This window comes from Citrobacter sp. wls757 (assembly GCF_005280935.1).
In the GTDB taxonomy this organism is placed as follows: Bacteria; Pseudomonadota; Gammaproteobacteria; order Enterobacterales; family Enterobacteriaceae; genus Citrobacter; species Citrobacter portucalensis.
On sequence record NZ_SZWU01000036.1, the window covers coordinates 6,414 to 17,701 of the forward strand.

The 11,288-nt window shown below is 54.6% G+C and carries 11 protein-coding genes and 1 pseudogene; 2 read left to right on the top strand and 10 right to left on the bottom strand.

Annotation, left to right across the window (positions count from 1 at the left end; translation table 11 throughout):
- The 3 genes from rhtC to pldA all read right to left on the bottom strand — a co-directional run.
- Positions 1-615, bottom strand: a 615-nt coding sequence (rhtC, locus tag FDW94_RS10040; protein ID WP_137377527.1) for a threonine export protein RhtC, incomplete at its 3' end; no start/stop codon positions are given.
- Positions 616-678: 63 nt separating this feature from the next.
- A complete protein-coding gene (gene recQ, locus FDW94_RS10045) occupies positions 679-2,508 on the bottom strand; it encodes an ATP-dependent DNA helicase RecQ (protein WP_111466299.1) in 1,830 nt (609 codons plus the stop codon).
- Positions 2,509-2,596: 88 nt separating this feature from the next.
- A complete protein-coding gene (pldA, locus tag FDW94_RS10050; RefSeq protein ID WP_003828947.1) occupies positions 2,597-3,466 on the bottom strand; it encodes a phospholipase A in 870 nt (289 codons plus the stop codon).
- Positions 3,467-3,631: 165 nt separating this feature from the next.
- On the opposite strand from pldA, the gene yigI reads away from it, so the two are divergent.
- Positions 3,632-4,099: an acyl-CoA thioesterase YigI gene (gene yigI, locus FDW94_RS10055; RefSeq protein WP_003017917.1), complete on the top strand. Its 468-nt coding sequence runs from the start codon at positions 3,632-3,634 to the stop codon at positions 4,097-4,099.
- Positions 4,100-4,150: 51 nt separating this feature from the next.
- Complete coding sequence (gene rarD / locus FDW94_RS10060; protein WP_003828953.1) at positions 4,151-5,044, top strand: EamA family transporter RarD; 894 nt, start codon at positions 4,151-4,153, stop codon at positions 5,042-5,044.
- 73 nt (positions 5,045-5,117) lie between these two features.
- Here the strand turns inward: rarD and corA are convergent, their stop codons facing one another.
- The 7 genes and pseudogenes from corA to FDW94_RS24050 form a co-directional block, all read right to left on the bottom strand.
- Positions 5,118-6,068, bottom strand: coding sequence for a magnesium/cobalt transporter CorA (gene corA / locus FDW94_RS10065; protein ID WP_003017920.1), 951 nt, complete (start codon positions 6,066-6,068; stop codon positions 5,118-5,120).
- A gap of 155 nt (positions 6,069-6,223) precedes the next feature.
- Positions 6,224-6,280, bottom strand: a complete 57-nt coding sequence (gene ysgD / locus FDW94_RS23610) for a YsgD/CorL family protein (RefSeq protein ID WP_212723238.1) — start codon at positions 6,278-6,280, stop codon at positions 6,224-6,226.
- Positions 6,281-6,527: 247 nt separating this feature from the next.
- Positions 6,528-8,690: a DNA helicase II gene (gene uvrD, locus FDW94_RS10070; RefSeq protein WP_003828957.1), complete on the bottom strand. Its 2,163-nt coding sequence runs from the start codon at positions 8,688-8,690 to the stop codon at positions 6,528-6,530.
- Between the two features lie 88 nt (positions 8,691-8,778).
- The gene (gene yigB, locus FDW94_RS10075; RefSeq protein ID WP_032945701.1) at positions 8,779-9,495 is read right to left on the bottom strand and encodes a 5-amino-6-(5-phospho-D-ribitylamino)uracil phosphatase YigB; all 717 of its coding nucleotides are present in this window, start codon (positions 9,493-9,495) and stop codon (positions 8,779-8,781) included.
- A complete protein-coding gene (xerC, locus tag FDW94_RS10080; protein ID WP_137377524.1) occupies positions 9,495-10,397 on the bottom strand; it encodes a tyrosine recombinase XerC in 903 nt (300 codons plus the stop codon). The genes yigB and xerC overlap by 1 nt, the downstream gene beginning before the upstream one ends.
- Positions 10,394-11,101 carry a DUF484 domain-containing protein gene (locus FDW94_RS10085; protein ID WP_008787084.1) on the bottom strand — a complete coding sequence of 236 codons (708 nt, stop codon included), beginning with the start codon at positions 11,099-11,101 and terminating at the stop codon, positions 10,394-10,396. Before FDW94_RS10085 ends, xerC begins: the two co-directional genes overlap by 4 nt.
- Positions 11,098-11,288 (bottom strand): annotated as a pseudogene (locus FDW94_RS24050) (hypothetical protein); the annotation flags it as partial. The gene FDW94_RS10085 and the pseudogene FDW94_RS24050, both read right to left, overlap by 4 nt.

Sequence of the window (11,288 nt, forward strand, 5' to 3'; positions counted from 1 at the left end):
CGAAATAATCAGATGGATACCGAAGCCTGCGAACAGCGCGCCGGCAAAACCATCAATCCACTTCGCCAGACGCTGATAGCCACGACGCATTTTCGGGAGCGCAAACAGGCTGGCGACCACGGTAAACCACGCCAGTGTTTCCACGATAATCAGAGCAAAGATCCCCCAACGCGCGCCCGTTCCCACGTTGTCGCCAACGAACAATGAGAAGACGGAGCCAAAATAGATAATGGCTTTAGGGTTCGCCAGGTTGGTCAGCAGACCTTTCAAAAAGCTGCGTCCGCTCTGCGCCAGCTCCACCTGCGGAGTGGGCGCTGCAACATCCTGTTTTTTAAACGCGCCGCGCAGCATCTGATAACCCATCCAGCACAGATACAGCCCCCCGCCTACCATAATAATGGTATGCAGCCAGGCCATTTTTTCGATAATCAGATGCAGGCCGAGCAGTGCCACGCCAGCCCAGACCATGACGCCGCAGGTAATGCCCAGCACACCCATCATAGCTTCTTTGCGCGAACGGCTAACCGCAGTTTGAGAAACAAAAAAGAAATCGGGACCGGGGCTCATCAGCGCAACGATATGCACCAACGCAACGGTGAAAAATAGCGTTAACATAAAAATGACTCGCGGGGGAATAGTTCAGTGAGTCACCATCCTGGCACTTTTTTGCCCGGCTGACTACTCTTCGTCGTCACCATCAACGTGTGTGCGAATAAGCGCCATAAACTCTTTACCGAAACGCTCCAGTTTACGCATCCCCACACCGTTGACGCTTAGCATTTCACTCGGTGAAACCGGCATCTGCTCCGCCATTTCAATCAGCGTGGCGTCGTTGAACACCACGTACGGCGGAATGTTCTCTTCGTCGGCAATGGCTTTACGCAGCTTACGCAATTTGGCGAACAGTTTGCGGTCGTAGTTACCACCGAAGGATTTCTGCATCGCACGCGGTTTCAGCGCCACAATACGCGGTACAGCAAGCTGTAACGCAACGTCACCGCGCAACACCGGACGCGCGGCTTCTGTTAGCTGTAACGCGGAGTGATGAGCAATATTCTGCGTCACCAGGCCCAGGTGAATAAGCTGGCGAATAACGCTCACCCAGTGTTCGTGGCTTTGCTCGCGACCAATGCCATAGACCGGCAGTTTGTCATGAGCCAGTTCGCGAATACGCTGGTTATTCGCTCCGCGCAGCACTTCCACGACGTACCCCATGCCGAAGCGTTGGTTAACACGGTAAATCGTCGACAGCGCTTTGCGCGCATCCATAAGTCCGTCGTACTGTTTTGGCGGGTCGAGACAGATATCGCAGTTGCCACACGGCTCCTGACGCCCTTCGCCAAAATAGTTCAGCAGCACCAGACGACGACAGGTTTGCGCCTCGGCAAACGCCCCCATCGCATTGAGCTTATGACGTTCGATATCCAGTAGTTGCCCGGCGGGTTTCTCTTCGAGGCAACGGCGTAGCCATGCCATATCCGCCGGATCGTAAAACAGCATCGCTTCCGCCGGCAGGCCATCACGCCCGGCGCGGCCGGTTTCCTGGTAATAGGATTCGATGTTACGCGGAATATCGAAATGCACCACGAAGCGTACGTTAGGTTTGTTGATCCCCATACCGAACGCCACGGTCGCCACTACGATTTGCAGGTCATCACGCTGGAATTTCTCCTGCACTTCAGCGCGTACGGCATTTTCCAACCCGGCATGATAAGCCCCGGCGCTGATGCCACGGCTTTGCAGACGCGCGGCGGTGTCTTCGACTTTGGCACGACTGTTACAGTAGATAATGCCAGACTTACCGCGCTGCTCTTGCACGTAGCGCATCAGCTGATCGAGCGGCTTAAACTTCTCCATCAACATGTAGCGAATGTTCGGGCGGTCAAAGCTGCTGATCTGAATTAACGGGTCGTTGAGTCCCAGCAGACGCACAATGTCCAGCCGGGTTGTCTCATCCGCGGTCGCGGTCAGCGCCACAAACGGCAGCGTCGGGAAACGCTGACGTAACTGACCCAGCGCAGCGTACTCGGGGCGGAAATCATGCCCCCACTGCGAAATACAGTGCGCTTCATCAACCGCCAGCAGCACCGGATTCCAGTGCGCCAGATGCTCAAGGAAGTTATCCAGCATCAGGCGTTCGGGCGCAATGTACAGTAAGCGAATCTGCCCGCTGCGACAGCCCGCCATCACCTCAAGCTGCTGTTCACGACTTTGAGTAGAATTCAGGCACGCCGCCGCCACGCCGTTGGCTAGCAGTTGATCGACCTGATCTTTCATCAGGGAAATCAGCGGGGAAACAACAACGGTGAGTCCGTTTAGCAATAATGCGGGAATTTGATAGCACAGGGATTTACCGCCGCCGGTCGGCATAACGACCAGGCAGTCGCGACCAGAGAGCACGGTATCAATGATTTCTTCCTGACCGGGGCGAAACTGTTGGTAGCCAAAGGTTTCCTGCAAAACCTGTTTAGCGCCCATTTCCAGATTCAACACTTCCGCCTGCGCCACATTAACCCCATTCGCCCGAAATAAAAACAGGCGCTATTTTCAGCGCCTGAGAGAGAAACTGCAATGATTAAAATACTCTCAATACTTATCAGAAGATATCGTTGAGCATCACGCCCACACCAACACGCGTCTGATTGAAGTTGTAGTCAATCAGCGATTCGCCGTAACCACTGTAGACCTGAGTGTATAGGCGCACATGCTTCGTAATGGGATAACTGGCCCCCAGCTCTGCACCGCCGTAGCCGGTATTCCAGTTGTACTGGCCTTTCACGCTGATAACCGCGTCACCCAGGTGATACCCCATTTTCAGCTGATAGTAGCCCATGTATTTAGTGATATCAGGGTTATCGTCGGTGCTACCAATCACGTACCACGGCTTAACTTCCACCAGCCAGTTACCATTTTCAGCCATCAGACGGGTATAAAGACGGTTCCAGCTACGTGACGTGGGATCGGAACGGCCGTTGGAGTCATGGTTATAACCCATTTCGACATCACGAAGCGTCCAACCGGCAAAGCGATAGTCGGTGGCGAAACCTAGGAACAATTGCGGTTCGTAGTTGGTTTCGCGAAACGGTGAAGACTCTTCACTGTTCGAAAGCTGCCACCAGGACTTCTGGGTATAGGAACCGCCAAGTACCGAGTTTGGGCCTAATATCCCGCGCCAGAGCGGAAACGCCAGGCTTAACTGAAACTTAACTTCATCTTTGCGCGCATTTTCGGACCAGCTATAACTGCTGATCGCCTCTTTGTTCATGTCGCTGGTATTGGTGTAAATAAGATAGTTGGTATCATAAGGATAAAGCGTGAAAGGGTTGTCATGTTCCTGCAGCATATTGGCGATAATACTGCCACGAACCGCCGGTGCATCATGAATCTCTTTCACTGTCGCTTCCTGCGCATACGCGGTCAACGGCAGCATAATTGCTGGTAGTAACCATCCCAGAATCGCCCGCATCGGTAATGTTCTCCTGAACCAAAATATTGATGAATTGTATAATTATCTGGCAAGTATTCTACATACTTAGCTAGTTACTCGTTAGTTATCCCGTCCTAAAGTAGAAAACAACAAATAATAAGCATAATATCAACATTTCATTAACCACCGAGATGTAGGGATCGTATGTCTGCCGTACTTACTGCTGAGGAAGCGCTGAAGTTAGTGGGTGAAATGTTTGTCTATCATATGCCGTTTAACCGGGCGCTGGGACTGGAGCTCGAACGCTATGAGAAAGAATTTGCTCAATTAGCCTTTAATAACCAACCGATGATGGTCGGCAACTGGGCGCAAAGCATTCTGCATGGCGGCGTGATCGCCTCGGCGCTGGACGTCGCCGCCGGGCTGGTATGCGTTGGGAGTACGCTGACCCGCCATGAAACGATCAGCGAGGACGAACTGCGTCAGCGGATGTCACGCATGGGTACAATCGATTTGCGTGTTGATTATCTGCGTCCCGGAAGAGGGAATCGCTTTACCGCCACCAGTAGCCTGCTGCGGGCGGGTAATAAAGTCGCTGTTGCGCGCGTGGAATTGCATAACGAAGAACAGCTTTATATTGCCAGCGCAACCGCCACTTATATGGTGGGGTAAGTGCCTAAAAAAAGGTAAACTGCTGTTACATTTCTGCAATGAGTTTTCCCGATGGATGCTAAACAAACGCGGCAGGGCGTGCTACTCGCTCTTGCTGCTTATTTTATTTGGGGTATCGCTCCCGCCTACTTCAAGCTGATTTACTATGTCCCGGCGGATGAGATCCTGACGCACCGCGTCATCTGGTCATTTTTCTTTATGGTGGTACTGATGAGCATCAGCCGCCAGTGGTCAGGCGTCAAAACGCTGCTACAAACGCCAAAGAAGATCTTCCTGCTGGCGCTCTCTGCAGTGCTCATCGGCGGAAACTGGCTGCTGTTCATTTGGGCGGTCAATAATCACCATATGCTGGAAGCCAGCCTCGGCTATTTTATTAACCCACTGGTGAATATTGTGCTGGGAATGCTATTCCTCGGTGAGCGCTTTCGTCGCATGCAGTGGCTGGCAGTACTGTTAGCCGCCTGCGGCGTGCTGGTACAGCTGTGGACCTTCGGATCGCTGCCAATAATCGCGCTGGGACTGGCGTTCAGCTTTGCGTTCTATGGGCTGGTGCGCAAGAAGATTGCCGTCGAAGCACAAACCGGCATGCTGATCGAAACCCTGTGGCTTTTACCTGTCGCCGCCATCTATCTGTTTGGCATTGCGGACAGCTCAACCAGCCATATGGGGCAAAACCCCATGTCGCTCAACCTGCTGCTGATTGCCGCGGGTGTCGTGACCACCATTCCGCTGCTGTGCTTTACCGGCGCGGCAACCCGCCTGCGTCTGTCCACGCTGGGATTCTTCCAGTATATCGGGCCTACGCTGATGTTCCTGTTGGCCGTCACCTTCTACGGTGAAGTCCCGGGAACGGATAAAATGGTCACGTTTGCGTTTATCTGGGTGGCACTGGCGATTTTCGTGATGGATGCGATTTATACGCAACGACGGGTTCGTCGGAGCTAGGGGAGTGCCGGATGGCGCTTCGCTTATCCGGCCTACAAAAGCACATCGCCGTAGGCCGGATAAAGTACAGTGATTACAGCCAGTTCTTGCGCTTAAAGTACAGATACGGCGCCAGTCCCGCGAGCATCATAAAGACAATCGCGCCCGGGTAACCGAAGCTCCAGTGCAATTCCGGCATAAACTCAAAGTTCATCCCGTAGCTGGAAGCCACCAGCGTCGGCGGCAGGAATACCACAGAAACCACCGAGAAGATCTTGATGATGCGGTTCTGCTCGATGTTGATAAAGCCCATCGCCGCCTGCATCAGGAAGTTAACCTTCTGGAACAGCGATTCATTATGAGGCAGCAGGGATTCGATATCGCGCAGGATCTCACGCGCCTGCTCCAGCTGACTGCCCGGCAAACGCGCTTTACGTACCAGGAAGTTCAGCGCGCGCTGGGTATCCATCAGACACAGACGTACTTTCCAGCCGATATCTTCCAGTTCCGCCAACGTCGACAGCGCTTCGTCATACTCATCGCCCTGACGCCCTTCCATGATCACACGGCTGAGTTTTTCCAGGTCGCTGTAGATGTTTTCGATTTCATCTGCCAGCTGTTCAATTTTGGTTTCGAACAGGTCGAGCAACAGCTCGTAGGCGTTGCCATCCACCATAGCCTGGTTACGCGCACGCATGCGGTACAGGCGGAAGGCCGGCAGTTCGCGCTCGCGCAGAGTAAACAGGCGGCCTTCGCGAATGGTAAATGCGACGGTTGAGTTACCCGCGTGATCGTCGGCGTCTTCGTAAAAGAAGAAGGAGTGGATGTGCAGACCGTCTTCGTCTTCAAAAAAACGTGCGGATGCTTCGATGTCTTCCAGTTCAGGGCGCGTAGCCAGATTCTGGCCCAAGTCCTTTTGCACACGGTTTCGTTCTTCGTCATCCGGCTCGACTAAATCGACCCAAACCGAACTGGCCAGGTGCTCGATCTCGTCTGCCTCAAGGCGAGTTAAACGATTGTTTTCCAGTTGAAATGCGCTCAGCATGACCGGGACTCCCAATGCAAAAAATTATCGGACAGTTCGGAGGGCACACAGAAACAAATTGGGTTTCAGACCATTAAACAGCCTGACTCAGCGCGACGGGAAAAAAACAGAAGGTCGCTGACAACCGCGAAGGCTATCAGCAAAAAGGGATAGCCTTAGGAGTTGATCCTGGATGACAGGATAATGAGCCAGTATCTACTGGGTGTGTCCAAGGCGAATGTCCTCTTAGCGTAATCGTGCGCGCATGTTACGCCAGCAAAATTTTGACGTCAACACGCAACGGATGGCGAAAAAGTAATAATTTCCCCTTATACAGAAAGGTTAGCAGAGGGGAATTATTTATCTATGATTTCAGAATATTAACCGACAGATAGCCGGATGGCGGCTTCGCCTTATCCGGCCTACAAATCAAAATATTACGTTCCGCGTAGGCCTGATAAGCGCAGCGACATCAGGCGATCATACCGTTTCCAGTCTGGCGTAGGCGGCAACCAGCCATTTGATTCCCTGCCCCTGGAACGCGACCTGCAAACGACTGTGTTCGCCGCTTCCTTCCAGGTTGACGATGGTGCCCTCGCCAAATTTAGCGTGGCGCACGCGTTGGCCGAGCTTGTAGCCGGTATCATTTTCCGCCATTGGCGTACCCATCCGCTGATGGCTCACCGGGCGGCTGACCGTGGCGCGCAGGCGAACCTCTTCAACGCATGCTTCCGGCAGTTCGCCGATAAAGCGCGACGGACGATGGTAAACCTCTTTGCCGTACAGACGACGCGTTTCGGCGTAGGTCAGCGTCAGCTTTTGCATTGCGCGGGTCACGCCTACGTAAGCCAGGCGGCGCTCTTCTTCGAGGCGACCGCCTTCGTCCAGCGACATCTGGCTGGGGAACATGCCTTCTTCCATCCCGACGATAAACACCTGCGGGAACTCCAGACCTTTCGCCGAGTGCAGCGTCATCAGTTGTACCGCGTCCTGCCAGGTATCCGCCTGCCCTTCGCCCGCTTCCAGCGCAGCGTGAGACAGGAATGCCTGCAGCGGCATTAAGTCTTCGTCTTCTTCGTTGTAGCTGAACTGGCGCGTTGCCGTCACCAGTTCGTCTAAGTTTTCGATACGCGTCTGGCCTTTCTCGCCTTTTTCCTGCTCGTACATCATGCGCAGGCCGGAGTCTTTAATCACCCGGTCAGTCTGCACGTGCAGCGGCATATCGGCGGTCTCCTGCGCCAGTGCGTCAATCAGCTCCATAAAGCGCTGTAAGGCGCTGGCGGCGCGACCCGCGAGGGCTTTTTCCTGCAACAGCTCACGACAGGCCTGCCACAACGTTAGCTGGCGGTCACGGGAGGTCTGACGCACCACATCTAAAGTACGATCGCCAATCCCGCGGGTGGGCGTATTCACCACGCGCTCAAATGCGGCGTCGTCATTGCGGTTGGCGATCAGACGCAGGTAGGAAAGCGCATCTTTGATTTCCTGGCGTTCGAAGAAGCGCATCCCGCCATAAATCCGATACGGCATGCTGGCCTGTAACAACGCCTCTTCCAGTACGCGCGACTGGGCGTTGCTGCGATAAAGAATAGCGCATTGCTCCAGCGCACCACCGTTGTCCTGCCAGGTCTTGATACGATTGACCACAAAGCGCGCTTCATCGAGTTCGTTGAACGCGCAGTACAGCGAGATCGGTTCGCCGTCGACGCCATCGGTCCACAGCTTTTTACCCAGACGCCCGTTGTTGTTTTCAATCAGGGCGTTGGCCGCGCTGAGGATATTGTTAGTCGAGCGGTAGTTCTGCTCCAGGCGAATAGTTTCTGCGCCGGGGAAGTCCGTAAGGAAGCGCTGGATGTTCTCCACCTGCGCTCCGCGCCAGCCGTAGATTGACTGATCGTCATCGCCGACGATCATTACCTTGCCGGTATCGCCCGCCAGCAGGCGGATCCACGCGTACTGAATGTTGTTGGTATCCTGAAATTCGTCCACCAGGATATTGGTAAAACGTTCGCGGTAGTGCTGCAGGATATGCGGTTTGTTGAGCCACAGCTCGTGGGCGCGCAGCAGCAGCTCGGCGAAATCCACCAGCCCCGCGCGGTCACACGCTTCCTGGTAAGCCTGATACACTTTCTGCCAGGTTTGCTCAACCGGGTTGCCGTAGCTTTGCAGATGATGCGGACGCAGCCCTTCGTCTTTCTGGCTGTTGATGAACCACATCGCCTGACGCGGTGGCCACTGCTTCTCATCAAGGTTCATCGCTTTGATCAGACGCTTGAGCAAACGCAGTTGGTCTTCACTGTCGAGGATCTGAAAATCCTGCGGCAGGTTCGCATCCATATGGTGCGCGCGCAGCAGACGGTGCGCCAGACCGTGGAATGTCCCCACCCACATACCGCCCTGGCTGGTTCCCATGATCTGGCCGATACGGTGGCGCATTTCCGCCGCCGCTTTGTTGGTAAAGGTCACCGCCATAATGGAGTACGGCGAGTTGTTCTCAACCGTCAGTAACCAGGCGATACGGTGCACCAGCACGCGCGTTTTACCACTCCCCGCGCCTGCCAGAACCAGCATGTTGCTGCGTGGCGCGGCCACCGCTTCACGCTGTTTATCATTAAGGCTGTCGAGCAGGTAAGAAACGTCCATTGGCACCGCCGCGTAAAAGTAGGTAAGGCGGATTAGCGTAGCGCCATCCGCCAAAAAGCTGGGTATATATACAGAGTTCTGCTGGTGATTATATCAGCGAGGTCAGAGATGCCAACTGTGAAATTTCGATATGCGGCAGCAAACGGCTGTCTGCAGTTTGCATCAGGTCGGCATTTTCCGGTTTGATCCAGCAGGCCTGCATACCACAACGGATGGCGCCCGCGACGTCCGTCGTCAGGTCATCACCCACGTGCAGAATCTCACCCACAGGCATTTTCAGTTTTTCCGCCGCCAACGTGTACATGTCGCTAAACGGTTTTGATCGCCCGTCGGGACCGGCGCGCAGCACAAACTCAAAGTAATCACCCAGGCCAAACAGTTCCGGCTGCGCGTTACCGTTGGTGATCGCCACCAGCGGCCATTTGCGGGCCAGCGCCTTCAGCGTGTCATGCGTCGTCTGCGGGACTTCAATGCGGCTACGCCATTTGGCAAAATTCATCATCGCCGCATTCGCCCCCATTCTGGCTTCTGCCGCTGACAACCCCGCCTCCAGCATAGCGCGCTCTACGGCACGGTGACGCCATTGGGTAACGTCGTGATAGATTTCCGGCTCGGCGTCGCGAACGGCCTGACGTAAGCGCTGTAGGTCGCTATTTTGCAGCGAATTCAACGCCGGATGATAATTCTGTACAAACGCGAGCGCTTCCTGCTCGGTGCGTGTGATAACGGGACGGTTATCGTAAAGGGTGTCATCAAGGTCAAAGGTGAGCGCAGAAATGCGCCCCAAAGGCCGGTAAAAACGCATTATTTCCCCCGTTTGGCGCGCGGATGCGCCGCATCGTACACTGAAGCTAGGTGTTGAAAATCAAGATGGGTATAGATTTGAGTCGTGGAGAGATTGGCATGACCCAATAACTCCTGCACTCCGCGCAGATCGCCGCTCGACTCCAGCATATGCGTCGCAAAGGAGTGACGCAATTTGTGGGGATGTACGTGGCTGTTCAGCCCCTGCTTGATACCCCATTCAGCAAAGCGTTTCTGCACATTACGCGCCGAGATGCGTTTGCCCAGTTTGGACAGAAATAGCGCATCGTCATCGCTACCAAATAGCCCGCGTAGATCCAGCCAGTGCTCAATCCACGCCACCGCGTTGCGGCCAATCGGCAGGCGACGCTCTTTACTGCCCTTACCCATCACCCACACTTCGCCGGTGTCGAGGTCGAGATGTTTAATATCCAGCCCAACCAACTCAGATAAACGCAGACCCGCGCCGTACATCACTTCCAGCATTGCTCTATCGCGCACGGCAAGGGGATCGTTGAGATCGATATCCAGCAGACGATTAACATCGTCGACATCGATATTTTTAGGGAGATGACGCGGTGCTTTCGGCGCGGAAACGCTTTTTGCCGGATTAGCTTTCAGCTCGCCCTGATTAACCAGCCAGTCGAAGAAACTGCGTAACGCGGAGAGACGCAGCGCCAGACTCGCCGGCCCCAGTCCTTTACGACGGCTGCGAACAGCAAAACTACGTACCATCGCAGCATCACATTGTTGCCAGCTTTGCAGACCAGTCTCTCCGGCTAACGCAATGATGGCATCAAGCTGACGCTGATAATTAAGCAATGTGATCGGGCTAAGCTGACGCTCAACGCCCAGATAGCGCAAGAAGCGCGCCACATCCTGAGAAAGGAGTGAATCGGTCATACGCGTTCAATCCAGCGCTCCAGCAGCTCCGGCAACATCAGCGAGATTTCCTGCAGCAATTGCGTGCCTTGCCCCTGCTGGTAATGATTAACGTCACGGCTGCTAAACAGCATCACGCCCAGAGAGCCATCTTGCCCGAGCATCGACATCGCCACCGAGCCTATGGCTTTCGCCTCCGGCATCATGACCAGCAATTCCGGACCATTGAGCGGCCCAAGATAGTGCTGTGACTGACCCAGACGCTGGATACGCAGCGGTTCAAAAGCCTGACGGCTTAATGCCAGATGGGTGAATTTTGATGGCGCGCCAAGTCGCCAGCGATCCGGGAACAGACGAACCGTCGCTCCGGCCAGCCCTAACTCACGCGCCCAGCGATGAAATCGCATCAGCATGTCGTCAAGACTGCTGGCCGACACCAGCCGCCCTTGCAGATTTAACAGACGATAGAACAGGCTTTCATTGGCGTTGGCTTGTTCCATCAACAACGCCATGTTCTCTTCCAGCACGTTAATATGATTACGTGCCCGCGCCATATGCCATTCCACTAAAGAGACCGTGCCCCGCACTGGGTGCGGAACTCGCATCGCTTCAACGGCCTGGGCATTACGGATAAAAAACTCAGGATTACGTTGCAGGTAATCGACGACCGCCCGGTCGTCCAGCTCCATGAGCGTTTCCTGTAGTTCTTCCCCTGGTTGCTTCATAAGTGAATAAATCCGTCGTAGACATGTGCCGCCGGGCCAGTCATATACAGCGGATGACCCGGACCTTTCCAGGCGATATCAAGTCGACCGCCCGGTAATTCCACCCTCACTTCTTCTGCCAGCAGACCCTGCTGGATACCGACCGCAACGGCAGCGCACGAACACGGGCACCACGATGCAGGCCAGA

Bases quoted from the DNA above. Each gene is read 5' to 3' on its own strand.
- pldA (WP_003828947.1), bottom strand. From the start codon at position 3,466: ATGCGGGCGATTCTGGGATGGTTACTACCAGCAATTATGCTGCCGTTG.
- yigI (WP_003017917.1), top strand. From the start codon at position 3,632: ATGTCTGCCGTACTTACTGCTGAGGAAGCGCTGAAGTTAGTGGGTGAA.
- rarD (WP_003828953.1), top strand. From the start codon at position 4,151: ATGGATGCTAAACAAACGCGGCAGGGCGTGCTACTCGCTCTTGCTGCT.
- corA (WP_003017920.1), bottom strand. From the start codon at position 6,068: ATGCTGAGCGCATTTCAACTGGAAAACAATCGTTTAACTCGCCTTGAG.
- uvrD (WP_003828957.1), bottom strand. From the start codon at position 8,690: ATGGACGTTTCTTACCTGCTCGACAGCCTTAATGATAAACAGCGTGAA.
- yigB (WP_032945701.1), bottom strand. From the start codon at position 9,495: ATGCGTTTTTACCGGCCTTTGGGGCGCATTTCTGCGCTCACCTTTGAC.
- xerC (WP_137377524.1), bottom strand. From the start codon at position 10,397: ATGACCGATTCACTCCTTTCTCAGGATGTGGCGCGCTTCTTGCGCTAT.
- FDW94_RS10085 (WP_008787084.1), bottom strand. From the start codon at position 11,101: ATGAAGCAACCAGGGGAAGAACTACAGGAAACGCTCATGGAGCTGGAC.